General features: G+C 72.4%; 25 protein-coding genes. 12 read left to right on the forward strand and 13 right to left on the reverse strand.

Annotated elements, in window-relative coordinates; translation table 11 throughout:
* Positions 1-96: 96 nt before the first annotated feature.
* Positions 97-1,092: an integron integrase gene (locus tag IE209_RS14975; RefSeq protein ID WP_189687762.1), complete on the forward strand. Its 996-nt coding sequence runs from the start codon at positions 97-99 to the stop codon at positions 1,090-1,092.
* Here IE209_RS14975 and IE209_RS14980 read toward each other — a convergent pair.
* Complete coding sequence (locus tag IE209_RS14980; protein ID WP_229882864.1) at positions 1,083-2,045, reverse strand: LysR family transcriptional regulator; 963 nt, start codon at positions 2,043-2,045, stop codon at positions 1,083-1,085. The genes IE209_RS14975 and IE209_RS14980 overlap by 10 nt on opposite strands.
* A 94-nt stretch (positions 2,046-2,139) precedes the next feature.
* On the opposite strand from IE209_RS14980, the gene IE209_RS14985 reads away from it, so the two are divergent.
* Positions 2,140-3,327 carry an MFS transporter gene (locus IE209_RS14985; RefSeq protein ID WP_189687764.1) on the forward strand — a complete coding sequence of 396 codons (1,188 nt, stop codon included), beginning with the start codon at positions 2,140-2,142 and terminating at the stop codon, positions 3,325-3,327.
* A gap of 3 nt (positions 3,328-3,330) precedes the next feature.
* Here the strand turns inward: IE209_RS14985 and IE209_RS14990 are convergent, their stop codons facing one another.
* Together IE209_RS14990 and IE209_RS14995 are read right to left on the reverse strand one after the other, a co-directional pair.
* A complete protein-coding gene (locus IE209_RS14990) occupies positions 3,331-5,022 on the reverse strand; it encodes an FAD-dependent oxidoreductase (protein ID WP_189687765.1) in 1,692 nt (563 codons plus the stop codon).
* A complete protein-coding gene (locus tag IE209_RS14995; RefSeq protein ID WP_189687766.1) occupies positions 5,019-5,834 on the reverse strand; it encodes a sugar phosphate isomerase/epimerase family protein in 816 nt (271 codons plus the stop codon). The genes IE209_RS14990 and IE209_RS14995 overlap by 4 nt, the downstream gene beginning before the upstream one ends.
* Before the next feature lie 85 nt (positions 5,835-5,919).
* Here IE209_RS14995 and IE209_RS15000 point away from each other — a divergent pair, with 85 nt between their 5' ends.
* The gene (locus IE209_RS15000) at positions 5,920-6,864 is read left to right on the forward strand and encodes a LysR family transcriptional regulator (protein WP_308433179.1); all 945 of its coding nucleotides are present in this window, start codon (positions 5,920-5,922) and stop codon (positions 6,862-6,864) included.
* 62 nt (positions 6,865-6,926) lie between these two features.
* Positions 6,927-7,700: an SDR family NAD(P)-dependent oxidoreductase gene (locus tag IE209_RS15005; RefSeq protein WP_189687768.1), complete on the forward strand. Its 774-nt coding sequence runs from the start codon at positions 6,927-6,929 to the stop codon at positions 7,698-7,700.
* 10 nt (positions 7,701-7,710) lie between these two features.
* On the opposite strand, the gene IE209_RS15010 is transcribed toward IE209_RS15005, so the two are convergent.
* The gene (locus IE209_RS15010) at positions 7,711-9,450 is read right to left on the reverse strand and encodes a methyl-accepting chemotaxis protein (protein WP_189687769.1); all 1,740 of its coding nucleotides are present in this window, start codon (positions 9,448-9,450) and stop codon (positions 7,711-7,713) included.
* A gap of 274 nt (positions 9,451-9,724) precedes the next feature.
* Here IE209_RS15010 and IE209_RS15015 point away from each other — a divergent pair, with 274 nt between their 5' ends.
* On the forward strand, positions 9,725-10,213 hold the full coding sequence (locus IE209_RS15015) for a hemerythrin domain-containing protein (RefSeq protein ID WP_189687770.1): 489 nt from the start codon (positions 9,725-9,727) through the stop codon (positions 10,211-10,213).
* A gap of 246 nt (positions 10,214-10,459) precedes the next feature.
* Here IE209_RS15015 and IE209_RS15020 read toward each other — a convergent pair whose 3' ends face one another.
* The 3 genes from IE209_RS15020 to IE209_RS15030 form a co-directional block, all read right to left on the reverse strand.
* Positions 10,460-10,804 (reverse strand): hypothetical protein, encoded by a 345-nt coding sequence (locus IE209_RS15020; RefSeq protein WP_189687771.1) that lies wholly within the window; start codon positions 10,802-10,804, stop codon positions 10,460-10,462.
* A gap of 111 nt (positions 10,805-10,915) precedes the next feature.
* Positions 10,916-11,566 (reverse strand): glycine zipper 2TM domain-containing protein, encoded by a 651-nt coding sequence (locus IE209_RS15025; RefSeq protein WP_189687772.1) that lies wholly within the window; start codon positions 11,564-11,566, stop codon positions 10,916-10,918.
* Between the two features lie 114 nt (positions 11,567-11,680).
* Positions 11,681-14,206, reverse strand: a complete 2,526-nt coding sequence (locus IE209_RS15030) for an ATP-binding protein (protein WP_189687773.1) — start codon at positions 14,204-14,206, stop codon at positions 11,681-11,683.
* Positions 14,207-14,234: 28 nt separating this feature from the next.
* Between IE209_RS15030 and IE209_RS15035 the strand changes: the two genes are divergently transcribed.
* Entirely contained in the window at positions 14,235-14,981 is a 747-nt protein-coding gene (locus tag IE209_RS15035; protein ID WP_189687774.1) for a response regulator, read from the forward strand.
* A 15-nt stretch (positions 14,982-14,996) separates the two neighbouring features.
* Here IE209_RS15035 and IE209_RS15040 read toward each other — a convergent pair whose 3' ends face one another.
* Both IE209_RS15040 and IE209_RS15045 read right to left on the reverse strand, forming a co-directional pair.
* The gene (locus tag IE209_RS15040) at positions 14,997-15,890 is read right to left on the reverse strand and encodes a tetratricopeptide repeat protein (RefSeq protein ID WP_189687775.1); all 894 of its coding nucleotides are present in this window, start codon (positions 15,888-15,890) and stop codon (positions 14,997-14,999) included.
* Positions 15,891-16,005: 115 nt separating this feature from the next.
* Positions 16,006-16,197, reverse strand: coding sequence for a hypothetical protein (locus tag IE209_RS15045; RefSeq protein WP_189687776.1), 192 nt, complete (start codon positions 16,195-16,197; stop codon positions 16,006-16,008).
* A gap of 251 nt (positions 16,198-16,448) precedes the next feature.
* Here IE209_RS15045 and IE209_RS15050 point away from each other — a divergent pair, with 251 nt between their 5' ends.
* From IE209_RS15050 to IE209_RS15070, 5 genes are all read left to right on the forward strand, one after another.
* Positions 16,449-18,017: an AMP-binding protein gene (locus IE209_RS15050; protein ID WP_229882865.1), complete on the forward strand. Its 1,569-nt coding sequence runs from the start codon at positions 16,449-16,451 to the stop codon at positions 18,015-18,017.
* Between the two features lie 2 nt (positions 18,018-18,019).
* A complete protein-coding gene (locus IE209_RS15055) occupies positions 18,020-19,219 on the forward strand; it encodes an acyl-CoA dehydrogenase family protein (protein ID WP_189687778.1) in 1,200 nt (399 codons plus the stop codon).
* 34 nt (positions 19,220-19,253) lie between these two features.
* Entirely contained in the window at positions 19,254-20,231 is a 978-nt protein-coding gene (locus tag IE209_RS15060; protein ID WP_189687779.1) for a Bug family tripartite tricarboxylate transporter substrate binding protein, read from the forward strand.
* 41 nt (positions 20,232-20,272) lie between these two features.
* The gene (locus IE209_RS15065) at positions 20,273-21,289 is read left to right on the forward strand and encodes a LysR family transcriptional regulator (protein WP_189687780.1); all 1,017 of its coding nucleotides are present in this window, start codon (positions 20,273-20,275) and stop codon (positions 21,287-21,289) included.
* A gap of 180 nt (positions 21,290-21,469) precedes the next feature.
* Positions 21,470-21,682 (forward strand): DUF4287 domain-containing protein, encoded by a 213-nt coding sequence (locus tag IE209_RS15070; protein WP_189687781.1) that lies wholly within the window; start codon positions 21,470-21,472, stop codon positions 21,680-21,682.
* A 7-nt stretch (positions 21,683-21,689) separates the two neighbouring features.
* On the opposite strand, the gene IE209_RS15075 is transcribed toward IE209_RS15070, so the two are convergent.
* The 4 genes from IE209_RS15075 to IE209_RS15090 all read right to left on the reverse strand — a co-directional run bounded on the left by IE209_RS15075 (position 21,690) and on the right by IE209_RS15090 (position 25,866).
* A complete protein-coding gene (locus IE209_RS15075) occupies positions 21,690-22,748 on the reverse strand; it encodes a ribosomal protein L7/L12 (RefSeq protein WP_189687782.1) in 1,059 nt (352 codons plus the stop codon).
* A gap of 217 nt (positions 22,749-22,965) precedes the next feature.
* Positions 22,966-23,775, reverse strand: coding sequence for an SDR family oxidoreductase (locus tag IE209_RS15080; RefSeq protein WP_189687783.1), 810 nt, complete (start codon positions 23,773-23,775; stop codon positions 22,966-22,968).
* A 1-nt stretch (position 23,776) separates the two neighbouring features.
* A complete protein-coding gene (locus tag IE209_RS15085; RefSeq protein ID WP_229882866.1) occupies positions 23,777-24,625 on the reverse strand; it encodes a helix-turn-helix domain-containing protein in 849 nt (282 codons plus the stop codon).
* A gap of 38 nt (positions 24,626-24,663) precedes the next feature.
* Positions 24,664-25,866 (reverse strand): acyl-CoA dehydrogenase family protein, encoded by a 1,203-nt coding sequence (locus IE209_RS15090; RefSeq protein WP_189687784.1) that lies wholly within the window; start codon positions 25,864-25,866, stop codon positions 24,664-24,666.
* Positions 25,867-26,079: 213 nt separating this feature from the next.
* On the opposite strand from IE209_RS15090, the gene IE209_RS15095 reads away from it, so the two are divergent.
* A complete protein-coding gene (locus tag IE209_RS15095; RefSeq protein WP_189687785.1) occupies positions 26,080-26,526 on the forward strand; it encodes a septal ring lytic transglycosylase RlpA family protein in 447 nt (148 codons plus the stop codon).
* The last annotated feature ends 9 nt before the right edge of the window (positions 26,527-26,535 follow it).

The raw sequence follows: 26,535 nt of genomic DNA on the forward strand, positions 1-26,535 counted from the left end.
CAAATTTGCTTGACGGCCTGTGGATCTTGCCACGAGGTGCAGCCGATGTTGTCTTCCGCCATTGCATTCCGTCAACGCGATGTGCATACGAACAACATGGCGCCGTTGCCGCCGCTGCAATCGGCGCGCCTGCTCGACCGGGTGCGCGAGCGCATCCGTCTCATGCACTACAGCCTGCAGACCGAGCGGGCCTACGTGCAATGGTGCCGGGCCTTCATCCGCTTCCATGGGCTGCGCCACCCTGTCGACATGGGCAGGGAAGAGGTCGAAGCCTTCCTCACGCACCTGGCCGCCGAGCGCTGCGTGGCGCCGTCCACGCACCGGCAGGCGCTTTCGGCCTTGCTGTTCCTCTATGGCAAGGTGCTGGAGGTGCAACTGCCCTGGATGGCAGAGATCGGCCGGCCCGTGCCCAAGCGGCGGCTGCCGGTGGTGCTGGCGCCAGATGAGGTGGCCGCGGTGCTGGGCCGCATGAAGGGCGAACACGGGCTGCTGGCCAGGCTGCTGTACGGCACCGGGCTGCGCATCAACGAAGGCCTGCGCCTGCGCGTCAAGGACCTCGACTTCGCGCAGCGCGCAGTCTTCGTGCGCGAAGGCAAGGGCGGCAAGGACCGCGTGGTCATGCTGCCCGACAGCCTGGTGCCCGACCTGCGCGCGCAACTGGCGCGCAGCCGGCTGGTCTGGAACGCCGATGCGGCGGCCGGCCAGGCCGGCGTCGAGTTGCCGCATGCGCTGGAGCGCAAGTACCCGCGCGCCGGCAGCAGCTGGGGCTGGTTCTGGGTGTTTCCGCAAGACCATGTCGCCACCGATCCGCGCAGCGGCGTCATCCGGCGCCACCACCTCTACGCAGAAACCTTCCAGCGCGCCTTCAAGCGGGCCGTGCAGCAGGCCGGCATCGCCAAGCCCGCCACGCCGCACACGCTGCGCCACTGTTTCGCCACGCACCTGCTGCAAAGCGGCAGCGACATCCGCACCGTGCAGGAACTGCTGGGCCATGCCGACGTGGCCACCACCATGGTCTACACCCACGTGATCCGCATGGGCGGCATGGCCGTGCGCAGCCCGCTCGACCGGCTGGCGGCCGCTCACGCCTGAAGCGCAGCGCCACCCTCGCCATCCTCCGCCCCCGTCAGCCCCGGCACCGCCGCCCGCATCGCCGCCACGAAACGCAGCAGCCGCGAGGGGTAGTAGCGCGCCTGCGGGTAGACGATGTAGACAGGCAGCGGCGCTGCTTCCCACTGCGGCGCCAGGTGCAGCAAGCGGCCCTGGGCGATGTCGTCCTCCAGCAGCCAGGCCGAACCCGCGCACACGCCCAGGCCTTGGAGCGCCGCGCTGCGCAGCGCGTAGAGGCTGTCGGTGCTCATGCGCGGCTGCAGGGTGATGCGCGCGAGCCGGCCGCTGGCGCGGTGGCGCAGCGCGATCTCGTGGCGGTAGAAGGTCTGCAGCGCCAGCCAGGGCAGCGCCGCCAGCTCCTGCGCGTCCTGCGGCGGCGGCGCGCCGGCCAGCAGCCGCGGCGCGCCGACCACGATGCGCGGCACCTCCGACAGGCGCACGGCCACCACCGAGGGGTCGGCCGGCTCGCCCACCTGCACGGCGCAGTCGATGCCGGCGGCGATGAAGTCGCGCACGTCGTCGCGCAGCAGCCATTCCACCGACACGCGCGGGTGCGCGCGCAGGAAATCGGCCAGCGGCGCGACGAAGCGGTCCTGGCCGAAGGCGTGCGGCATGGCCACGCGCAGCGTGCCCTCGGGCTCCTGCTGGGCACCACGCAGGTCGGCCTCGAACGCGGCCCAGCTGGCCAGCAGCTCCTTGGCGCGCGCGAAGCAGCGCTCGCCATCCACCGTGAGCCGCATCGCGTGCGTGGAGCGCTGCAGCAGGCGCACCCCCAGCGAGCGTTCGAGCAGCTGCAGCCGCCGGCTCACGGTGGGCTGGGTGGACTGCAACTGCGCCGCGGCGGCCGACAGGCTGCCGGCCTCGACGATGCGCACGAAGGTGTCCATGAGCTGCAGGCGGTCGCCCGCGATGGAAGAACTGGTCGGCTCGGTCATGCGCCAAGCGTATAGCAATTGTGCGCCCGGTGCGCCTTCCATGCGAGGCGCGGTGCCCCGACACTTCCTGCCATCGCATCTGGAAGGAAGCATCATGCAAGCAATGAATATCAAAGCCGAGGCGGCGCCTGCCTTGCCGGCGCCGCTGCTCGGTCTCTTGGCCACCGGCGCCGGCATGTCCGTGGCCGCGCTCTACTACAGCCAGCCCATGCTGGGCCGCATGGCGGCCGACCTGCAGGCCACGCCCGGCGCGGCAGGTGCCGTGCCCACGCTCACGCAGCTGGGCTATGCGCTGGGCATCGCACTGCTGGCGCCGCTGGGCGACCGCTTCGACCGGCGCACCATCATCCTCGTCAAGGCCGCCGTGCTGGCGGCCATGCTGCTGGCCACGGCCGCGGCGCCCTCGCTGCAGCTGCTGCTGGCCACCAGCCTGGCGATCGGCCTGGCGGCCACGCTGGCACAGGACATCGTGCCAGCCGCAGCCACGCTGGCGCCAGCGGCCGAGCGCGGCAAGGCCGTGGGCACGGTCATGACGGGGCTGCTGCTGGGCATCCTGCTCTCGCGCGTGGTCAGCGGCTTCGTGGCCGAGCACTGGCACTGGCGCGTGGTCTACGCGGGCGCTGCCATCGGCGTGGCGGCCGTGGGGCTGGCCGCCTGGCGGTTGCTGCCGCGCTTCGCGGCCACCACGCGGCTGGGCTATGGCGCGCTGCTGGCCTCGCTCGCCCAGCTGTGGCGCAAGCACCCCGCCCTGCGCCGCGCCACCGCCGCCCAGGCCCTGCTGTCGGTGGGCTTCAGCGCGTTCTGGTCCACGCTCGCGGTGATGCTGCAGGCCGAGCCTTTCCACATCGGCGCCAGCGTGGCGGGCGCCTTCGGCCTGGCCGGTGCCGCCGGTGCGCTGGCCGCGCCGCTCGCGGGCAAGCTGGCCGACCGCAGCGGCCCGGCCCGCGTGGCGCGGCTGGGTGCGGGCCTGGCGGCCGTGAGCTTTGTCGCGCTGGGCCTGGGTGCCGGCCTGCCGGTGGCCGCGCAGCTGGTGCTGCTGGCCCTGGGCGCCGTGGCCTTCGACCTGGGTGTGCAGGCCACGCTGGTGGCGCACCAGAGCATCGTCTACGGCATCGACCCGGCCGCACGCAGCCGGCTCAACGCCGTGCTGCTGACGGGCATGTTCGTCGGCATGGCCGCGGGCTCGGCCCTGGGTGCCACGCTGCTGGCCCATGCCGGCTGGGCCGCGGTGATGGCGCTGGCCGCCGCCGCATCGGGCCTGGCCTGGTGGCTGCGCCGCTGAAGCTCAGGCACCGGCCACGTGGCGGCCGGCGATGTAGCCGAAGGTCATGGCCGGCCCCAGGTTGATGCCGCCCGAGGGATAGCAGCCGCCCAGCACGCTGGCCATGTCGGTGCCCACCGCGTACAGGCCGGCGATGGGCGCACCGCCGGCATCGAGCACACGCGCACGCGCATCGGTGCGCAGCCCGGCGAAGGTGCCGAAGCTGCCGGGCAGCACCTTCACCGCGTAGAAGGGGCCGCGCTCGATCGGCGCCACGCAGGGGTTGGGGCCTTGGTGCAGCGCATCGCCCATCTTGCGGTTGTAGGGTGTGCTGCCACGGCCGAACGCCGGGTCTTCGCCGCGCCGCGCATGCTCGTTGAACTCCCGCACCGTCTCGGCTAGCGCAGCGGGCGCGATGCCGCAGGCCCGGGCCAGCGCCTCGATGGTGGCAGCGCGCTGCAGGTAGCCGCTGCGCAGGGCCGGCCCCACGGGCAGCGGGAAGGGCCGCGCATGGCCCAGGCCGTACAGGCGCTGGAAGCGGTGGTCGCAGACCAGCCAGGAGCAGACCTCCTCGCCCGCGGGCGCCTGCGCCACCATGGCCGCCGTGTAGTCGTGGTAGCCGTCGGCCTCGTTGACGAAGCGCCGGCCGTTGGACAGCACGCCGATCACGCCGGGCTTGCCGCGGTCGATGATGTGCGGGAAGTGGCCGACTGTGCCGTCTGCATGCGGCACGCGCGAGACCGGCGCCCAGGCGACGGGCGAAGCCAAATCGGTCTCCAGCACACCGCCGGCCCACTCGCCCAGGCGGATGCCATCGCCCGCGCAACTCGTGGGCGGCAGCGCCAGGTGCTCGCGGCCCGTGGGCGTGCGCGGAAACAGCGCCTGGCGCCGCGCCACGTCGTTCGGAAAGCCGCCGGCCGCCAGCACCACGCCGCGGCGCGCGCGGATCTCGGTCTCGCCGCCCTCCATCGCGACGACGGCGCCGCGCACTGCCCCCTCCTCCACGAGCAGCCGCTGCGCGGGGGCCGACGCGATCAGTTGCACCCGGAGGTCCTGCGCCGACTTGGCCAGCCGCCCGATCAATGCCACGCCGTTGACGAGGTGCATGGCGCGGCCGTGCAGCGCCAGATCGCGCAGGTGGCGCAGCACGCGCCCGGCCACGTAGAAGAAGGATTTGGCCGAGCGCGTCATGCTCAGGAAGGCGCCGAGGTCGGCACCGGCCATGATGGGCATGCCCATGAACGCCGTCTCGCGCATGGTGGGCCGCAGCAGCTTGTTCAGTGCGCCGATGGCGCGCGCGTCGTAAGGCGCCGCGATGAGCTGGTGGCCGCCCGTGGCCGCACCGGGCAGCTGGCCATGGATGTCGGGAATGCCGTTGCCGTCCACGAACTGCAGCGCAGTGTGCTGCTCGAAGAAGGCCACCATGGCCGGCGCGTGGTCGAGGAAGGCGTCGATGCGCGCCGCGTCGTAGTGCGGGCCGAGTTCGCTCTGCAGATAGGTGCGCGGCTGCTGCGGGTCCTCGTGGATGCCGGCGCGCTTGGCCAGGGGATTGCCGGGCAACCACATCCAGCCGCCCGACCAGGCCGTGGCGCCACCGAACACCGGGGCCTTCTCGACCACCACGACCTGAAGGCCGTGCCAGGCGGCCGTCACGGCGGCGGAAAGGCCGGCGGCACCGGAGCCGACCACCAGCAGGTCGCAGTCGATGCGCTTCATTCCTCCACCTGTGCGAGCACGCGCCGCGTGGCGGCCAGGGCCCGGCGCGCGCGCTCGGTCGCATCCACGGTGCGCGCGAGCCTCTGCGTCGGCACCTCCACGCTGAGCGGGATGCCCGGCGGCACAGCGCGCAGCAAGCCCACCAGGTCCAGTTCCCCCTCGCCCGGGAACAGCCGCTCGGCGCGCGCTTCGGCCAGGATCGCGTCCATGCTGGGCGGGATCGCGGCCGGCACGTCGCAGAACTGCAGGTAGCGCAGTTGCGCGGGCGGCACCAGCGCAATGTCCTCGAGCCGGCTGCGCGAGCGGCTGAAGTGGAAGGGATCGATCAGCACGCCCGCGTTGGCGCAGCCGCTGTGCGCGACGATGCGGGCCGCCGCGGCCAGGTCCTTCGCCTCCGTCCACGGCATGAACTCCAGCACGGCACCCAGGCCGTAGCGGCCGGCCAGCGCGCAGAAGTCGGCGAAGGCGTCCATCTGGCGCGCATCGTCGGGGTCGTTGCCGGCCACCAGCAGTTCGCGCGCACCCAGCCGTGCCGCGGTCGCGACGGCGGCCTCGTGGTCGCCCACCCGCTGGCCCGGCAGCAGCCGGAAGATCTCGGCATCGAGCACCTGCACACCGGTGTCGGCCAGCACGGCCGCCACCTCGCGCACCAGCGGCGTGTCGCCCACGAGGTCGTACCGCGGCTCGGTACCCGTGGCAGGAATCAGGCGGAGGCCAACGTGGCTGTAGCCGGCATGGAAGGCGCAGCGCACCATGGCGGGCGGGGTCAGCTCGAGCACGGTGAGGGCGGCGAGCGAAAGCGGGCGGGTCATGCAGGTGTCTCCTCGGAAGGCGGCACTCTACTGACGACACTTCGCGCAAACAAGCCGCCGGATGTGGTTCTATGATTCACGAACCGTGAACCTCAATTTCCAGCTCGACGACCTGCGCGTGTTCTGCCTGGCCGCGCGCAAGGCCAGCTTCGCCGCCACCGCGACCGAGCTGGGCACTTCGCCCGCCTATGTCAGCAAGCGCATCGCGCTGTTGGAGAAAGCGCTGGGCGTGGCGCTGTTCCACCGCACCGCGCGGCGCGTGACGGTGACCGAGGACGGCGAGCGCGTCTACGCGGCGGCCCAGCAGATCTTCCAGGGCGTGGACCATCTGGGCGAGACCGTGGCCGGCGGCCGCATCGAGCCGCGCGGCACGCTGCGCGTGACGACGAGCTTTCGGCTCGGCCGGCGCCACATCGGTCCCCTGCTCTCGCAGCTCGCGCAGCGCCACCCGGCGCTGGACATCAAGCTCGATGCGGTGGACCGCCGCGTCGACCTGATCGCCGAAGACGTGGACCTGGACGTGCGCGTGGGCGCCGTCGACGAGCCGCACCTGGTGGCCCACCAGCTCGCCAGCGGCGCGCGGCTGCTCTGCGCCGCGCCCAGCTACCTCGCGCGGCGCGGCGCACCGGCCAGCGTGGCCGAGCTGAGCCGGCACGACTGCCTGGTGCTGCGCGACCGCAACCAGGCCTTCGGCGTCTGGCGCCTGGCCGGCCCCCATGGCGAGGAGAAGGTCAAGGTCACGGGCCGGCTCGCGTCCAACAATGCCGAGATCGTGCGCGGCTGGGGCATCGACGGCCACGGCATCGTGCTGCAGGCGGACTGGGACCTGCACGAGGACCTGGCCGCCGGCCGGCTCGTGCCCGTGCTGCCCGGCACCACGCAGCCGGCCGACATCTGGGCTGCCAGCACGGTGCGGCTCAGCCACTCGGCCAAGGTGCGCGCCTGCGTGCAGTTCCTGCGCGAGGAGCTCGCGGGCGACGGACCGTATGCCTTGCGCCGCGGCGCCGCCAGCGCAGCGCAGCCTGCGTGACAGGCGGCTGCGCCGGCGCGGCCGATACTGGCCCGGCAACCAAAACCAGCAAAGGCACGAACATGCAAGCATCCGCACGCAAGGTCTGCGTCGTCACCGGCTCGTCCTCCGGCATCGGCGCGGCCACCGCCCGCCTCTACGCCAGCCAGGGCTGGAACGTGGCCGTCAACTATTCGCGCGATCCGGCGCCGGCAGAACAGGTCGCGCAGCAATGTCGCGATCTCGGTGCCGAGGTGCTGGTGGTCAAGGCCGATGTGTCCAGCGATGCCGACTGCCGTCGCTTCGCTGACGACGTGCGGGCGCGTTGGGGCCGGGCCGACGTGCTGGTCAACAACGCGGGCACCACGCGCTTCGTGCCGCTCAAGGATCTGGACGGCCTGCAGGCCGAGGACTTCCAGCGCATCTACGCGGTCAACGTGGTCGGTGCCTGGCAGATGACACGGGCCTTCGTGCCGCTGCTGGAGCAGCACCCCATCAGCGCGGTCGTCAACGTGTCGTCCACCGCCTCGTTCATGGGCGCGGGCTCGTCGATCGCCTACATGGCGTCCAAGGGCGGGCTTAACGCGATGACGATCGGCCTGGCGCGTGCGCTGGGGCCGACGATCCGCGTCAACGGCATCGCGCCGGGCCTGGTGGACTCGCCCTGGCTGCGGAACGGGCTCGGCGAAACGACCTATGCCGCGTCGGTGGAGAGCTACAGGCAGCGCGCCGCGCTGGGCGAGATCATCCAGCCCGAAGACGTGGCCCAGGCGGCCTGGTGGCTCGGCGTCGGCGCGGCCAAGACCACGGGCGAGATCCTGGTGGTCGACGGCGGCATTCGCCTGACGCGGGCCTGAGCCGCCCGGTCTAGAACGCCTCCCAGTCCGCCTCTGCCGTCGCCGTTTCCTTGGCCTTGGCCTTGGGCGGCAAGGCGCGGGCGGACGGCGGCGCCGGCGCGCGCACGGTGGCCGGCCGCTGCGGCTGACGTGCCGGCGTCGGCTTCGGCGCCGGCACCGCAGCGCGGGGCGCGGTCGCCAACTGCACCGGGGCGTTGGCCGCCACGCGGAACACCGCCACCGCGCCCGTCATGCGCGCGGCCTGGCTCTTGAGGCTGTCGGCCGCGGCGGCCATCTCCTCGACCAGGGCCGCGTTCTGCTGCGTGACCTGGTCGAGCTGCGACACGGCCTCGCCGATCTGGCCGATGCCGCTGCTCTGCTCACGGCTGGCGGCGCTGATCTCGGCGATGAGGTCGTTCACGCGCCGCACCTGGGCCACGATCTCGTCCATGGAACTGCCGGCCTCGGCAACCAGCCTGGCCCCGGTTTCCACGCGGTCGCCGCTCTGCGTGATGAGCTCCTTGATCTCCTTGGCCGCATCGGCGCTGCGCTGCGCGAGGCTGCGCACCTCGCCGGCGACCACCGCGAAGCCGCGCCCCTGCTCGCCTGCGCGCGCCGCCTCCACGGCCGCGTTGAGGGCCAGGATGTTGGTCTGGAAGGCGATGCCGTCGATCACGCCGATGATGTCCGCCACCTTGGAGGAGGACTGCGAGATGCCCTGCATGGTCTGGATGACCTCGGACACCACGCGCCCGCCGGCCTGCGCCGAGCTCGAGGCCGACTGCGCGAGCTGCGCGGCCTGCTGCGCGGTGTCGGAGTTCTGTCGGATGGTGGCGGTCAGCTGCTCCATGGAGGCGGCGGTCTGCTCCAGGCTGCTGGCCTGGGCCTCGGTGCGCGCGCTGAGGTCGGAGTTGCCGCTGGCGATCTCGGTGGAGCCCGTGGAGATCGAGTCCGAGCTGTCGCGCACCTGGTGCACGATAGTGGCCAGCTTCTCGTTCATCTCGCGCAGCGCAGCGAGCAGCACACCGGTTTCGTCCGTGCTCTGCACTTCGATGACCGAGGTCAGGTCACCCTGCGCCACGGTTTGCGCCACCTGCACCGCGCGCGCCAGCGGCCGGGTGATGGAGCGGGTGAGCAGCCAGGCCAGCACCGCGCCCAGCGCCACGGCCGCAGCCAGGATGCCAATCACTTCCAGCCGGGCCTGCGAGAAAGCGCCTTGCGACTGCGCGTACGCCGCGTCGCCGCCCTCCACCTGCAGCGCGATGGTCTTGTTCAGCGCCGCCACCAGGGCCGCATAGGCCTTGCCGCTGTCGGTCATGTAGAGCCCCCGCGCCTCCTGGGCCGCATCGGGGCCCTTGCGCGAGGCCGCCAGGGTTCTGTCCAGCGCCGCGAAATAGGCTTGCTGCGCGCTCCTGACAGAAGCAGCCAGCGCGCGCTCGGCACCTTCGCCGATGAGCGGCTCGTAGCGCTGCCAGCTCTTGTCCATCGCCGCCTGGGCGGCCTTGATGCTGCTCTCCTGCGCCGCCATGTCGCTGGCCTGGGTGGCCGACAGGTGCGCGCCTTCGGCATCGCGGACCATGGCCAGGTCGGTGCGGTAGTCGTCCAGGGCGTCCATGGAGACCAGCCAGTTCGTGGCCATGTCCCGGGTCGCGTTGTTGACGATGCCGAGTTGGTGCAGCGCGAGCACGCCGACCAGCACCGAGAGCAGCAGCACGGCACCGAAGCCCAGGCCCAGACGCGGGCCGATGTTCAGACGGGACAGGAACTTCATGCGAACACCCCCAGGTACCGATTGGTGAACCCTCGACTGCTTCGGCGTCGGTGCACATGTGTCGCGCCTGGTGTCGCCGCGCCGGCAATTCGGGCGGATTTCTACCACACCCGGCCCACGGCAACTGCGTGCGGCCCGCACCCACAGACAGTGCGGGTCGCCTGGCGACAGGTCTGTCAGCCAGCGACGCCGCGCACTGGCTGCGTGCGCCTACACCCGCGCTGCTCGCGGCCGCCCAGCATGGAGACTTTCCAACCCACGAAGGATCCACACCATGGCCACGACCAAGACCACCAAGGACGCCTGCGACCTGCTGGACGCCGACCACCGCGCCGTCAAGAAGCTGTTCAAGGAATACGAGGAGCTGGCCGGCTCGCGCAGCCGCACCGCCGTGGCGCGCAAGGAGGAACTCGCGCGCGAGATCTGCACGCAGCTGACCGTGCATGCGCAGATCGAGGAGGAGATCTTCTACCCGGCCCTGCGCGCCGCCATGTCGGCCACCGACCTCATCGACGAGGCCGAGGTCGAGCACCAGACGGCCAAGGACCTCATCGCGCAGATCGAGGCCGGCGAGGACAGCCCCGAAGTGCACGACGCCAAGGTCAAGGTGCTGGGCGAGTACATCGACCACCACGTGAAGGAAGAGCGCAACGAGATCTTTCCCAAGGCCCGCAGCGCACGCAAGCTGGACCTGGTGGCCATGCGCGAGCAGCTCGAGGCGCGCAAGGCCGAACTGCTCGAAGAGCACATGGCGGCGGCTTGAGAAGCTGTGAACGAACCCCTCACGACCACGCGAGGCCCGATGACCCGTGGTGTTCAGCACCATCGCCCCGCCCAGGGCCTCGCCCTTCGGGCCGGGGCGCGCCGAGCCACATGCGGGCGTTGCAGGCCTTGCCCGGGCATGAGCCCGGGCGGCGGCCTGCGCCTACGCCTGCGGCCCGGCGCACCCCGTCGTGGCCGCGATCGGTTCATTCACAGCTTCTGAGGCCGCGCGCCACGGCCCGCCGGTTCAGGCGTGCAGCTGGTCCTTGGCCTGGTCCAGCAGGTCCACGGCCACGAGGCTGTCGTTGTGGCGCACGTGCCAGGCGGCCTCGCTGAGCTTGGACAGCTGGGGCTCCAGCGCCTTGTCGTCGCAGGCTTCGAGCAGCTGCATGGCGTGGCGGATCGCGACCAGCGCCTGGGCCCGGTGGTCGCAGTAGAGCTCGACCTGGGCCATCTGCAGGTCGTGGCGGGCCTCGCGCTCGGCGGCTTCGTGCGAAACCGCCGGCGCACTGGATTCCAGGTGGCCGTCGTAGCCACCGGCACCGACGATGGCGCCCAGCAGGACCGAGTGGGAAGCGTTGTCGTTGAACATGGTGAACTCCTTTCAGGGAAGCTTTGTTGCGATGGCTCCATGGTGCGCCGTGGGCGTTGCCGGATGGCTACGCGCAGGGCGGCGCAGGTTGCATCTGCAACCTTGAAGGCATCAGTGCCAGTGGCGGCCGCCCCAGCCCCAGCCGGCATCGACCTCCACACCCACGGGCGCGACCCAGGGACGCTGCACCACCACCGGGGCCGGCGCCACGACCACGGGCGGCAGCATGGTGGTGCTGCCGTAGGCCACCGGTGCCGGCTGCACCACCGCATTGGCCGGCGTCACGCTGACGTTGAGCGGCACGTGGTCGCCCGGGTCGCTGGCCAGCCGCGTGCTGTAACGCTGGCCGTTGTAGTCGTAGACCACGTCGAAGCCGACCAGCCGGTTCTCCACGCGCTGCTCCTGGTGGCAGGTTTGCACCGGGGTGACGACGGTGGGCGCACCGTTGGCCTCGACGTTGTTGCCGGTGATGGCCCCGGCCAGCACGCCCACGCCGGTGGCCAGCGCGCGACCGCTGCCGTGGCCGATCAGGTTGCCGGCGCCGCCCCCGACCAGTGCGCCGATCAGCGCGCCGGCACCGCTGGGTTGGGCCCGGCTGACCTGGTCCTGCTGCACGCACTGCTGCACCGGCACGGCCACCTGGCTGTACACGGCCGTCTTGGAGACCACGGTGCCGTATTCGGTGGCCATGGCGTGGCCGGCCAGCAGCGCCGCGGCCGCGGCCAGGGCCTGCATGGCCCGGCGGTTGGCGTTCTTGCGCATGGTGATTCCTTTCCTCGTCCATGACGGGCCGGGTGCGCCACGCGCCAGCGGCTCCGTTGGAAGGAACTGTGCGCGCGCCGGGTTACGCAGCCATGCAGCCGGCCCACGGATCCATTACGTTTGCAACGGAGCCTGCAGCGCCTGCGCCACGGCCCGCGCAAGCTCGGCCCGCGCCAGCGGCTTGGCCACGACCACGCGCACGCCGGCCGCGGCGGCGCGCTGCGCGAGTTCCGGCCCGCCGTAGCCGCTGGCCAGCACCACGGGCAGGTCCGGCCGGATGCGGCGCAGCGCCGCCGCGAGTTCGGTGCCGGCCAGCTCGGGCATGCGCTCGTCGGTGAGCACGAGTTCGAAGCGCCCGGGCTCGGCCGAGAAGCGTGCCAGCGCCTCGGTGCCGGAGACCAGGCCGAAGGGCTCGTAGCCCAGGCCGGCCAGCATCTCTTCGGCCAGCGCCACGAGCGCGGGCTCGTCGTCGACCACGAGCACGCTCTGGCCCTGGCCCAGCGGCAGCGCGCCGCCGGCCACCGGGGCCACGGCATCGGCCGGCGCGTCCAGGCACGGGAGGTACAGCGTGAAGCAGGCGCCCTCGCCTGCCCGGCTCTGCACGTCGATGGCGCCGCCGAGTTCGGCGGCCACGCCATGCACCACCGCGAGGCCCAGGCCCGTGCCTTTGCGCGGTCCTTTGGTCGTGTAGAAGGGCTCGAACAGGCGGTCCATGGCCTCGGCCGCGATGCCGGTGCCGCTGTCCTGCACGCGCAGCCGCGCGTAGCGGCCGGGCTGCAGCTGGCCTTCGAACAGCGTGCGCGTGGTGTCCACGGTTTCCACTGCGAGCAGCACCTGCAGCGCGCCGCCGTCCGGCATGGCCTGCACGCCGTTGGTGCACAGGTTCAGCACGGCCTCGTACACCAGCGTGGGATCGCCGGCCAGCACGGCGGCCGGCGCCTGCAGCTGCGGCGCCAACGTCACGCCGGGCGGCAGCGAGGCCGCCATGAGCTGCAGCACCTCCTCGACCACGGGCTGCAGTGCGAAGCGCTGGGCCACGTGGGGCGTGCCGCGGCTGAACGACAGCACACGCTCGACCAGCGCCTTGCCGCGCTGGCCGGCCTGCAGCACCTGGTCGAGCTGGCGCGCCTGGTCCGAGCCCGCGCGCGCGGCCGCACGCGCCAGTTCGCCGTAGCCGACCACCGAGGCCAGGATGTTGTTGAAGTCGTGCGCCACGCCGCCGGCCAGCGTGCCGATGGCCTCCAGCCGGCGCGCGCGCTGCAGCTGGTCCGCCAGCGCGCGTTCGCGCGCGCGGCCTTCCACCTCCTCGCTGACGTCGGCAGCCATGCCCGAGAACAGCAGCGGCGCCCCGGCCGCATCGCGCCAGGCATTGCCGCGCAGGCGCACATGGCCCCAGCGGCCGCCGGCCTGGCGCACGCGCACGGTCGCGTCGAACAGCGGCCGGCGCCCGCGCGCATGCGCCGCCAGCGCATGGCGCAACGCGCGCAGGTCGCGCGGGTGCACGCGCTCGCGCAGCAGCGCCATGGGGTCAGGCGGCACGGGCGCATCGCGCGCCAGGCCCAGCAGCTCCTTCATGCGCGGCGACAGGTCCACGCGGCCCGAGCGTGCATCCCACTCCCAGTTGCCCTCCTGCGCGGCCTGGAAGGCGCGCAGCGCCCGCTGCTGGTCGGCCGCCAGCGCCTGCTGCGCCGTCAGGCGCAGCCGCTGCTCGCGAACGTTGCGCACCAGCAGGAACAGCGTGACCGTCAGCGCCGAGGCACCGAAAGCCACCACCAGCCAAGCCTGCTCGGTCCAGTCGGCCAGGGCCGGCCGCAGGTCGCGCGCCACCACGACCATGAGCGGATGGCCGCGCAGGGCCTGCGCGGCCACCAGGCGCTCGCGCCCATCGGCCAGGCGCACCCGGTGCGGCGCCGGCATGTCCCACAGCGCATCGGTCACGCTGGCGGGCAGCAGCTGCGAGGGGTCTTCCCCGGGGCCGTCGGACACCAGCACGCGGTCGCTGCGGTAGATCGCCAGGCTGGTGTCGGCGGCCGGCGCGATGCGGCGGAAATTGCCGTCCAGCACTTCGGGATCGGCCAGCAGCACCACCGCCCCCAGGAAGCCGCCGTCGGCAGCGTTCCAGGGGATGGCCATGGCCACCAGCGGCCGGCCATCGCGCAGGCTGGGGAAGGGCGTGCCGACGAAGGCACGCTCCGCCAGTCCGGCCCGGGCGGCGCGGAAGAAGTCCAGCCCCGCCAGCGAGCCGGCCGGCAGCGGCCCGGGCACCGAACTGGCCAGGATCCGGCCCGCCGCATCGGTGACCGCCAGCGCGCGGAACTGCGGCAGCGCCGCCATGCGCGTGTGCAGCAAGGTCTGCGCGGCCTCGGTGCCGGGCTGGATCAGGCCTTCGGCCAGCTCGGTGCGGGTGGCGCGCAGCGTGGCCTCGGCCACGTCCAGGCCGGCGTCGGCCTGCGTGGCCATGGCGGCGGCCAGCGAGCCGAGCCGCCGCAGTTCGCCGTCCAGCGACTGCTGGCGCAGCACCCACAGGCCCCAGGCCACGGCCAGCAGGATCAGCGCCTCCACCAGCAGCACGGCCGTGACGCCGCGCAGGTGCGCGCGGTCGGGGCCGGGCGGTGGCACGGCTATAGTGGAATCGTCCATTGCATCGAGCCCATCGGAAGCCCCAAGTATGTCCGCCACGCCCCCGCCGGCCGCCCTCGCCGGCCACATCCTGGTCGTCGACGACGACCCCGCCGTGCGCGATCTGCTGCTGGAATACCTGGCGGCCAACGAGCTGCGCGTCTCGGCCGTGGCCAGCGGCGCGGCCATGCTGGAACTGCTGGACCGCGAGGCCATCGACCTCGTGCTGCTGGACCTCAAGATGCCGGGCGAGGACGGCATGCAGCTGGCGCGTGCGCTGCGCGAGCGTGCCGGCATCCCCATCGTGCTGCTGACAGGCAAGGCCGAAGAGGCTGACCGCGTGATGGGCCTGGAACTCGGGGCCGACGACTACGTGACCAAGCCCTTCAGCCCGCGCGAGCTGCTGGCCCGCATCCGCGCCGTGCTGCGCCGCTACCACGTGCAGACCGAGCTGGCCAGCCGCGACGACAAGCGCCGCGCCTACCGCTTCGCGGGCTGGGAGTTCAACCTGCGCACGCGCAAGCTGAACCACGCGGACGGCCGCAAGCTGGACCTCAGCAACAACGAGTTCAGCCTGCTGGCGGCCTTTTGCAGCGCGCCGCAGCGCGTGCTGAGCCGCGACCAGCTGCTGCAGCTCTCGCGCCTGCACAACGCCGAGGTCTACGACCGCACGGTGGACGTGCAGGTGCTGCGGCTGCGCCGCAAGATCGAGGCCGACCCATTCACGCCGCAGCTGATCCTGACCGAGCGCGGCGCGGGCTACCTGTTCAACGCCAGCGTCGAGACGCTGTACTGAGCGGACAGGCGTCGCTCAGACGTCCCAGTTGCCGCCCAGGCCGCCGGCATCAGCATCCGTGGTGTCGTCGTCCCAGCCGGCGCCCGGGTCCCGGATGCCGAAGTCCGGATCGGACCAGCCGTCTGCCACCGGCGCCGCCTGCGCCAGCGGCGCCGTGTAGGGCACGGACGCGGGCGCGGCCACGGTCTCGTGGCCGAACAGGCCCCGGCCCAGTTCCTGCCCGGCGACGGCCGCCGCACCGGCGGCCAGGCCACCGGCCACGCCGGCCGCCACCTGTGCGCCCCAGCCAGGGGTGGCCGCTGCCGCCGGTGCGCCGCCCCAGGGCACCGTGCCCTCGGACGGTGCCGCGCCCCGTGGCCAGGCCATGGACGGGCCTGCCGCGGCCATCGGCGCCATGGCCGGCCCCTGGGCCGGGCGGGGCCGGTTGGCGCGCGTGAGCAGCCAGCCCAGCAGCGCGCCGAACGCCACGGCCAGGCCGAGCCCCCAGGCCAGCGGACGCCCATGGGCCGCCTCGGCCGCGGGCATGGCCAGCGCAGTGCGGCCGGCCGCCACGGGCGTCTGGTCGAGCACGCGGTGCAGGTGTTGCAGCGACTGCTCCTGCACGAAGGGCAGGCCGGGCGCCAGCCGCTCGGCCGTCGCCAGTTCGGTGCGCGCCGGCCCCAGCCGGCCCTGCTGCGCCAGCAGCTCGGCTTCGACGTAATGGGCCTTGGCGCTGTTCGGGTGGTCGCGCAGCACCGGGTCCATCATTTGCAGGGCCTGGTCCACATGGCCGCTGTGGGCGGCCTGGTAGACCTGGTCCAGGCTGGCGTCGGCGGCCAGCGCGGGTCCGGCCAGCGTGGCAGCGCAGGTCAGTGCCAGCAGCAGGCGGGCCGCGCCGCGGCGGCGGGAGGTGGTGGTCGGTACGGTCATGCGCGTCTCCTGCAAGCGGCAGGGCGGGCGGCCCTGCCATGGACGCACTGTCGCGCCGGCGCACTGCAGCGCCGTTGCAGGGGTCGCCGCGTCGATGACATTTGCAACCCGGCGTTCAGCCGAACTGCAACCAGGCCTCGCGCGAACGGTCGTGGCTGTCGAGCCGGCACAGCGGTGGCGCGGCCGGGGCCGCGCGCTGCACGGCGGGCGCCGCGGCGGGCCGGGGCGCAGGCGCCTCCCGTTTCCACAGCTGCAGGGGGCAGCGTGCGGAATTGTGGCCTTCACGGCCGCAGGCGATGCAGTGCATGGCGTACTCCTGAAAACGCCTCCAGCTTGCGCCCGCTGCGGCCCTGCGCGCCAGCGCCGATGGCCGATCTTCGCGTCGGCAGCTGCGCACAGCACGCAGGCCGATGCGCACAGGGCTGTCGGACAGCGCGCCGGCAGGCCATCAAAGGAATCGATGGCCATGCATCAGCAATCCGTATTTCCGTGATGGCCGGCGTTCTGGGACAGTGCCTGCACCGCGGCGCGACGCGCCAAGACCCAGGAGACAAGCCCTTGACCGCCCCCATCCTCCGCCCCGTGACCAACGTGGGCGCACTCGTCGCCCGCAGCGCCCGGCACCATGGCGCGCGCCGCGCCATCGTCACGCCCGAACGCAGCCTGTCCTACGCCGAACTCGACGCGCGTGCCAACCGCCTGGCCAACGCCTTGCTGGGCCTGGGCCTGGCGCGCGGCGACCGCGTGGGCATCTACCTGCCCAACTGCGCCGAGATCGTCGAGACCGAACTCGCCTGCTACAAGGCGGCGCTGGTCAAGGCACCCTACAACGCGCGGCTGTCGCCGGCCGAGGTCGGCGCCACCGTGGACAACAGCGAGGCCGCCCTCGTCATCACCACGGCCGCGCGGGCCGAGTCCTTCCGCCCGCACGTGCGCGGCGCCATGCCGCGCCTGCTGCTGCTCGACGGCCCCGACGACAGCAGCTACGAGGCCGTGCTGGCGCGCGCGAGCGACCGCTTCGAGGCCGTGGCCGTGCACGCGGACGAGCTGGCCGTGCTGCACTACACCTCGGGCTCCTCGGGCGTGCTCAAGGCCGCGATGCAGACCTTCGGCAACCGGCTCGCGCAGCTGCGCAAGTTCCTGATGCGGCCGGACACCACGCGGCCGGACCACATCCTCGGCCTGGTCGGGCCCATCACGCACGCCTCGGGCATGCAGCTGGTGCCGGCGCTGTGCAGCGGCACCACCATCCGGCTGTTCAGCGGCTTCGCGCCCGACCGTTTCCTGGCCGACATGCGGGCCGAGCGCGTGACCCACACCTTCCTCGTGCCGACGATGATCAACATGCTGCTGGCCGAGTTGGAAGGCCAGTACCGACCGCTGCCCGACCTGCAGCGCCTGGGCTACGGCGCCGCGCCCATGGCGCCGGCGCGCATCCTGCAGGCCATGGACGTGTTCGGCCCCGTGCTCTCGCAGGGCTACGGCGCGGGCGAGACCACCTCGGGCGTGTGCGGCCTCACGGTGGAGGACCATCTGCACGCCCGCGCCGCCCGGCCCGAGCGGCTGGCCTCCTGCGGCCGGCCGCTGCTGGAATGCGACGTGCAGATCCTGGACGACGCCGGCCAACCCGTGGCGCTGGGCGAGATCGGCGAGATCGTGGTCGGCGGCGAGGACGTGTTCGCCGGCTACTGGCGCGCGCCCGAACTCACGGCCGAGGTGCTCAAGGACGGCCGCTACCACACGGGCGACCTCGCCCGGCTGGACGAGGAGGGCTTCGTCTACATCGTCGACCGCAAGAAGGACATGGTCATCAGCGGCGGCTTCAACGTCTACCCCTCCGAGGTCGAGGCCGTGCTGTACCAGCATGCGGCCGTGGCCGAGGCCTGCGTGTTCGCCGTGCCCGACGACAAGTGGGGCGAAGCCGTCGCCGCCCATGTGGTGCTCAAGCCCGGCCAGGCCGCCGATGCGCGCGCGCTGGACGCCTTCTGCGCCGAGCGGCTGGCCGGCTTCAAGCGCCCGCGCCACCTGGAGTTCGTCGCCGCGCTGGAGAAGAACAGCAACGGCAAGGTGGCCCGCAAGGCGATCCAGGCCCCCTACTGGGCCAAGCACGCACGCAAGGTGAACTGAGCATGACGACCATTCCCAAGCCCTTGTTCGACGGCCCCTTCGAAGGCAGCGCACGCGCGGCCGACATCATCGCGCGCGTGCAGGATTTCCTGCACGGCGAGCTGGCCGAACTGGCCCGCGCCCACGGCATCGACCACGAGCACGGCGCCGACCGCGCGCTGCTGCAGCAGGTCTGGCGCCGCGCCCATGCGCTGGGCTTTTACGGCATGACGCTGCCCGAGGCCATGGGCGGCCTGGGCCTGCCGGTGCTGGACCATGTGCTGATCAAGGAGGCCATCTACGCGAGCGGGTCGCCGTTCGCGCCGCACGTGTTCGGCGAACTCAGCGGCCCGCCGCGCGTGGGTGCGCTGGCGCGCCAGGCCACGCCCTACCAGATGCAGCAGTTCATCGTGCCCGTGGCCCAGGCCGAGATGGCGATCTGCTTCGCGCTGACCGAAGCCGAGGCCGGCTCGGACGCCGGCGCCGTGCAGACCCGCGCCGTGCTGCAGGGCGAGCACTACCTCGTGAACGGCCGCAAGCGCTTCATCTCGGGTTCGCCATTTGCCGACGCGGCCGTGCTGCTGGCCTCCACTGCCGCCGAGGGCGCGGCCGAGCGCGAGGTCACGGCCTTCTTCGTCGACCTGCGCAGCGAAGGCGTGCGTGTGGAATCGGGCTACAAGACCATGGCGGGCCAGAGCAGCACGGGCGACATCGTGCTCACGGACTGCCGCGTACCGCTGGCCAACCGCATCGGCGAGCCCGGCCGTGGCCTGGCGCTGGCGCTGGGCCGCATCAGCGTGAACCGGCTGCTGCACTGTCCGGCCATGCTGGGCCTGGCGCAGCTGGCGCTGCGCGACGCGCGCGACTATGCGCAACAACGCCGCCAGTTCGGCCGCAGCATCGCGCAGTTCCAGGCCATCCAGCACATGCTGGCCGAGATGGCGACCGAACTGGCCGCAGCGCGGGCGCTGATGCTGGGCACAGCCCGGGCGCTGGACGCCGGCGGCGCCGCGCGCGCCGAAACCTCCATGGCCAAGCTGTTCTGCTCGGAAACCGCGTTCCGCGTGGCCGACCGCGCCGTGCAGATCCACGGCGGCGAGGGCATCGTGCAGGGCCGGCGCGTGGAATTCCTGTTCCGCCTGCTGCGCATGTACCGCGTGCTGACGGGCACCAGCGAGATCCAGAAGAACACCATCGCCAAGGAGCTGCTCGAATCGACCTGAGCGCCTCGCCTTTCGAAGAACACCAGGAGACACCATGCAACCGACCCTGCAACGCCGCGCCCTGCTGGGCGCCGGCCTGGCCGCGGCCCTCGCGCCCTTCGCCCACGCCGCCGACCCCTACCCCAGCCGCCCCGTCAAGTGGCTGCTGCCCTACCTGGCCGGCACCGGCCCGGACAACACCGCCCGCATCCTGGCCGAGGCCGTGGGCCCGCTGCTGGGCCAGCCCGTGGTGATCGAGAACAAGGGCGGCGCGGCCGGCAACATCGGCGCGCGGCTGGCGGCCAAGTCGCCGGCCGACGGCTACACCTGGGTCTACTCGGCCGCGCCCATGGCCGCCAACATGCGCATGTACAAGCAGCCTGGCTTCGACGCGCTCAAGGACTTCCGCCACGTGATGCGGCTGACGAGCTCGGACATCGCGCTGATCGTGCACGCCGACTCGGACATCGACAGCGTGCAGGCACTGGCCGCCAAGCTGCGCGCCGCACCCGGCAAGCTCGAATACGCCTCGGGTGGCGTGGGCACGCCCTCGCACCTGGGCATGGAGCTGCTGCTCAGCGCGCTCGATGCGCGGGCGCTGCACGTGCCCTACAAGGGCGCCTCCGAGCTCGTCAACGCGGTGCTGGGCAAGCAGGTGGTGTTCGGCACACCCATCCTGTCCGTGCCCTACCAGCAGATCAAGGCCGGCCACCTGCGCGCGCTGGCCGTGGCCGGGCCGCGCCGCAACCCCATGCTGCCGCAGGTGCCCACGCTGGCCGAGGCCGGCGTGCCCGGCGTCGAGCTGGTGTCCTGGGGCGGCGTCTCGGTGCCGGCCGGCACGCCGGACGCCGTGGTCGAGCGCATCCGCGCCGCGTTCCGCGCCGCGCTGCAGCAGCCACGCGTGGTGGAAGCCCTGCAGGCCCAGGGCGGCAGCGTGGACATGCTGGACGGCGAGGACTACGTGCGCGGCTTCACGCGCGAGATGGCCCTCACGGAAGCCATGATGAAGCGCGTGGGACTGGCGCCGATGTGAGCCGCACGGGCGCCGGCCGCCCGGCCTTACAGTCCAGCCCCGTGGAACTGCGAACCCTGCGTTACTTCATCGCCGTGCTCGAGGCCGGCAGCCTTTCGCGCGCGGCCAGCACGCTGTACGTGGCCCAGCCCGCGCTGACGGCCCAGATCCGCAAGCTCGAGGACGACCTCGGCGCCCAGCTGTTCGAGCGCTCGCACGCGGGCATGACGCCCACGCCGGCCGGTCTGCAGCTCTACCAGGACGCGCGCCGGCTGCTGTCGGACGCGGCCGCCGTGCGCGAGCGCGTGCGCAGCCTGCCGCAGGGCCCCGAGGGCTCGGTCACGGTGGCCCTGCCTTTCCTGCTGGCCTCGCTGCTCATGGGCCCGGTGCTGGCCGGGCTCAAGGCCACGCATCCGCGCATCCGCGTGTTCGTGCTCGACGACCTGAGCCTGATGGTGCGAAAGGCCATGCTGGACCGGCGCGCCGACATCGGCATCCTGGTCGACACCGCCCAAGTCGACGGCCTGCGCTGCCGACCCTTCGCGCGCGAGGCCATGTACTTCTGCGGCCACGATGCCGATGGCCGCGTGGCCCCGCTGCTGCAGCGCGCCGCGCCGCGCAGCGGCCACCCGCGCATCGCCTTCGCCGACGCCGCGGCCCAGCCGCTCGTGCTGCAGTCGCGCCGCTTCTCGATCCGCCAGCGTGTGGAGGATGCCGCGGCCGGCCAGGACGTGGTGCTCAACATCGCGCACGAGCACGATTCGGCGCGCGTGATCCGTTCGCTCTACGCAAGCGGCGCCGGATTCACCTTCACGCCGGCCTGCGCCCTGCCCGACGCCGGCCACCGCGCCGCGCCGTGGCTGATCGCGCGCGTGGTGCAGCCCGAACTGCAGCGCAGCTACAGCCTGGCGACCGCGGCCGACCGGCCGCTCGATGCGGCCGCGGACGTGGTGGCGCAGGCGCTGGGGGATGCGGCCCGCATGCTGATCGCGAGCGGGCGCTGGGAGGCGGAATGGCTGGGCGAGGCCGCGGCCGCGCCCGCCAGGCGCGCCGGCAGGCCGCGACGCGCCGGGCAGTGAACGGGCTGGGACGCGTGCACTCCATCTGGCGTTCCGAGGCAACCGTCGAGAATCTCTGGAGTGGCATGTCGATCCTGCGCTGCACCGTTCGTCGTGGGAAAAGGCGCGCGAAGCAATGCCTGTCCAAGCGCGGATGCAGCGCGCCACGCCCCAGCCACCCACAACCCAAGGAACCCCACCATGGCGACACAGAGCACAGTGAAAGGCCCCGCCTCCTACTTCCCGTCCATCGAGCGCCAGTACGGCCAGCCCATCGACCACTGGATGGCGCTGCTGCGCGCCGCCGAGCCGCGCAAACACATGGAGTACGTCGCCTGGCTCAAGACCGAACACGGCCTGGGCCACGGGCATGCCAATGCCCTCGTGGCGGCGTTCCTGGCCGAGCGCGCGTAGCGGCCGCTCAAGCCACCAGGATCGGCCGCCCGCCCCGCCCGGCGCGGGCACCCCGCAACACGCCCAGCAGCGCCAGCCCGAGCAAGGCCGCCGTGGACGGCTCGGGCACCTCGGCCGGCGGCCCGTTGTCGGCGGCCAGGTAGAGATCGGAGGCGCCGCTGCCATCCGTCACGCGCAGGCCGAGCAGAAAGCGCCCGTCCTGCCAGGCCTGCAGCAGATCGGCGAACAGCCCGTCCAGGCCCAGCGTGAGTTGCAGCGTGGGCGCGGCATCGGGGTCGTCGTAGGCGAAAGCGAAGCTGAAGTCCGGCGCGATGCCGGCGCTGCCGGCCGGCAGCGCGATGGCGCCCTGCCCCGGCGTGCCGTCGACAGGTGCCAGCGCCACCGTGGCGCCGACCTGCTCCAGGGCTTGCCGCATCGCCGCCGCCTGGTCCGGCCCGGCACTGGCCAGCAGCACCGAAGGCGCATCGTCCACGAGCTGCTTGGCCTGCGTCAGGCTGAGGTTCGTCAGGTCCTGCAGCGTCTTGATGACGTTGAGCTTGCTGGGGCCCGCGGCGGTCAGCACCACGTCGTAGCCGGTGGGCGCCGCGCCGAGCATGGCCACGCCCAGGTTCGCACCCACGGGGACCGAGGGGTTCTGGCGGCTGCTCAGCGCCACCTGCGCACCGGCGTCCTCCAGCGCCTGCTTCAGCTGCGCGTTGCCGGCCGGCGTGGAGGCCGAGCGGACCACGCTGGGCGCGCTGTCCACCAGCGTCTTGGCCTCGGCCAGCGAAATGGCCAGCGCGTCCGACAGCGCCTTGATCACGGCCAGCTTGTTGGCGCCGGGACTGGTCAACACCACCTCGTGGAGCTGGGTCTCGGACAAGCGCGCGAGCGCCCCGCCGGAGACGCTGTCGCGCGCAACCACGCCCGTGCCGTCCTGCACGTACAGACCGGTGATGCGCGAACCCGGCCCCGCGCCGGTGACCAGCTGCAGCACGCCCTGGCTGGCACCGCTGCCAGGATTCAGCGCGGCCGTGAAGCGGCCCGAGGCGTCGTTCGTCCCGTTGTCCGTGGCTTTGTGGAACACGACCGGCTCGGCCTGCGCCGTTTGCCACGGACCGGCGAGCACCAAGCCCCCGCACACCGCCCACGCCACCGCAGCGGCACGCACGCATGTTCTGACCATCGCAAGCCTCCGAGCTTCTCGTGCGGGCGCACCATGCGCCGCACGGACGACGGGGCGCAGTATCGGGACACGGTGCGCGCGCAACCATCCCGCAATCGCGGGAGCCCGGCGCCAGGCTTCAGCCTGCGGCGCGCCGCCCCGCTGCCTCCAGCGCGGGCTTGACGCTCTCGAAGGCCCCGCCGCCATCGCAGGGAATCAGCGCGCCCGAGATGTAGGCCGCATACGGCGAGCCCAGGAACAGCGCCAGGTTGGCGATGTCGTCCAGGCTGCCGAAGCGCTGCAGCGGCACCTGCTGTTGCGCGAAGGCGCGATCCTCGGCGCTCGGCGCCATGAGCTTGCGAAAGCCTTCGGTGCCGTCGATGGGCCCGGGCGAGATCGAGTTCACGCGGATGCCCTCGCCGCCCCACTCCAGCGCCAGCGCGCGCGTGAGCTGGTCCACGCCGGCCTTGGCGGCGCTGGCGTGGGCCTGGAAGCGCATCGGCACGAAGGACTGCGGCGCGCTGATCTGGACCACGGCCGCACCCGGCTTGCGCAGGTGCGCATGGGCCTGGCGCAGCACGTGGAAGCTGCCGACCAGGTCGATGTCCACCACCACCTTGAAGCCGTTGGACGACATGTCCTGCGCCGCGCACAGGAAGTTGCCGGCCGCGCCCGAGACCAGCACGTCGATGGGGCCGAATCGCTCGACCGACTGCGCGAAGGCCGCGCCCACGGCCGCGAAGTCGCGCACGTCGGCCACCACGCCCAGCACCTCTCCGCCCGCCTCGCGCAGGCTGGCCACGGCCGCGTCCACGTTGTCCTGCTTGCGGCTGGCCACGGTCACCCGCGCGCGCTGGCGCGCGAAGGCCTGGGCGATGCCGAAGTTGATGCCCGTGGTGCCGCCGAACACGACGACATGGCGGCCGGTGTAGTCGAGATCGATCTGCATGCTAGTGGTAGCTCGGGCGCGGCACACCGGCGCCGCTGGCGTACAGCGCCAGCTTGCGGCTGCCCGCGAAGATGGACTTGGGCGTGAGCCCGTAGACCTGGCGGATCGAGTGGCTGAAGTGGGTGGAATCGGGGTAGCCCGCGTCCAGCGCGATGTCGGTCAGGTTGCTGCTCTGCGTCACGTAGTACAGCAGGCTGCGTGCGCGCTGCCAGGTGCGAAAGCTGCGGAACGGCGAGCCGGTCTCGGCCTTGAACAGGTGCAGAAAACGCGAGACCGACAGGTGCGCGGCGGCGGCGCACTGCTGCGCCGAGACGTGGCCGTTGGGGTCGGACTTGATGCGGTCCAGCACGGCCTGCACGCGCGCATCCAGCGCCCGCGTGCGCAGCGGCGCGCCGAAGAAGGCTTCGTCGAACGCCGCCGTGCTGGCATAGCGCCGGTTGTCGGCACGGCGCAGGGCGTCCAGCGCCTCGCGCATGCGCTGCAGCGCGGCCGGTGCGTCCACGGCGCCGCGGCCCGTGCGCAGGTGCGGCGGCAGTGCCGCCACGTCCACCGTCTCGGCCTCGACCAGCAGGTTGCAGATCATGCGTTCGCCCGAGACGATGCGGTGGCGCACGTAGGGTGGCACCACCGAGACCGCGCTGTCCTGCCAGTCGCCGCCGTCCACGCAGATGCGGTGCGTGCCGCGCAGCGACAGGTAGACCGAGAAGCCGCCGAAGCAGCGCACCGTGGGCTCGCCGAGCAAGCCGAGGTAGAGCACGCGGTCGGCGTTGATCCACATCATGCGCTGCCAGTCGGCGTCGGGCGGGCGGCGGCCGGGCGGCTGCCCGGTGCCGTGGAAATCGATCTGCATGCCGTTGTCTCCTGTTGCTGGTGGGCGTGGCGTGCGCCTCAGCGGTACTTTGCCAGTTCGAGCTTGCCGATCTGGGCGCAATGCACTTCGTCCGGGCCGTCGGCCAGGCGCAGCAGCCGGGCCGTGGCGTAGGCCGCGGCGATGCCCAGGTCGTTGTTGGTGCCGCCGCCGCCATGCGCCTGGATCACCCAGTCGATGACCTGGCAGGCCATCTGTGGCGCCGCCACCTTGATCATCGCGATCTCGGCCTTGGCCGCCTTGTTGCCCACGGTGTCCATGCGGTGCGCGGCGTTCAGCGTGAGCAGCCGTGCCTGGTCGATCAGGATGCGCGACTGCGCGATGCGCTCCAGCGTCACGCCCTGCTGGGCCAGCGTCTTGCCGAAGGCCGTGCGCGTGAGGCTGCGCTGGCACATGCGCGCGAGCATGCGCTCCGCGAGGCCGATCAGCCGCATGCAGTGGTGGATGCGGCCCGGCCCCAGCCGGCCCTGCGCGATCTCGAAGCCGCGGCCCTCGCCCAGCAGCATGTGCGACACCGGCACGCGCACGTTCTCGAACACGACCTCGGAGGCGCGATCCGGCACGCCGTAGAAGCCGAACACCGGGATCGCGCGCCGCACCTGGACGCCCGGTGTGTCCATGGGCACGAGCACCATGGACTGCTGCCGGTGGCGGTCGGCGTTGTCGGGGTCGGACTTGCCCATGAAGATGCAGATCCTGCAGCGCGGGTCGGTCGCGTTGGTCGTGTACCACTTGTGGCCGTTGACGACGTAGTGCTCGCCGTCGCGCACGATGGAGCTCTCGATGTTGGTCGCGTCGCTCGAAGCCACGGCCGGCTCGGTCATCGCGAAGCACGAGCGGATCTCGCCGGCCAGGAGCGGCTTGAGCCAGCGCTCCTGGTGCTCGGGCGTCGCGTAGCGCGCCAGCACCTCCATGTTGCCGGTGTCGGGCGCCGAGCAGTTGAAGACCTCGGGCGCCAGGTGCGAGCGGCCCATGATCTCGCACAGCGGCGCGTACTCGAAGTTCGTGAGGCCCGCACCGTGCTCGGAGGCCGGCAGGAACAGGTTCCACAGTCCGGCCGCGCGCGCCAGCGGTTTGAGTTCCTCGAGCACGGGTGCGACCTTCCACGGGCCGAGCGCCTCGGCCTCGCGGTAGTAGCGCTGCTCGTTGGGGTAGATGTGCGCTTCCATGAAGGCGGCGAGGCGCTGCTGCAGATCCTGGACCCTGGGCGAGAACTCGTACACATCGTCCTTTCGGGGCGGCCGGTGTGCCGCATGTTGAACAGGCGGGCGGTGACCTGCGCTGGCTCGCGATGGTAGGGCCAGATTGTCAGACAATCATCAGGGTTTGTCCGGCGTGGTGGCGGGCGGACGGCCGAGCCGCTGCACGCGCCTATGCCGCATCCTGGCCGGGGGCTTGTGCCCAGGCGCTGCGGGCTGCGCGACAATGCGGGCCCCATGAAGTCCCTGCCCATCGTCCGCTTCGCCCGCCTGGGCGGCTGCTGCGCCGCGCTGCTGCTGGCCTGCGCCGCGCCGGCCCGGGCACAGCCGGCTGGGTCCGAGGGCCTGGTGGCCGAGACCGTCCACGCCCTCGAGGGGCGCCTGACCTACTACGCGCGCCGGCTCGCCGGCCGCCCGACGGCCAGCGGCGAACGCTTCGATCCCGAGAAGATGACCATGGCGCACGACACCCTGCCCTTCGGCACGCTGGTGCGCGTGACCAACCTGCTCAACCGGCGCAGCGTGGTGGTGCGCGTGAACGACCGCGGCGCCTGGAGCGCCGACCGCATCGGCGACGTGTCGACGGCCGCCGCGCGCGAGCTGGGCATGTTGCAGCGCGGCGTCGTGCGCGCCCAGCTGGAACTGGTCCAGGCCATCGACGGCGCGGCGTCATCGGCGCGTTGAGAGGCCGTC

This window comes from Pseudorhodoferax aquiterrae (genome assembly GCF_014652235.1).
Taxonomy (GTDB): Bacteria; Pseudomonadota; Gammaproteobacteria; order Burkholderiales; family Burkholderiaceae_C; genus Pseudorhodoferax; species Pseudorhodoferax aquiterrae.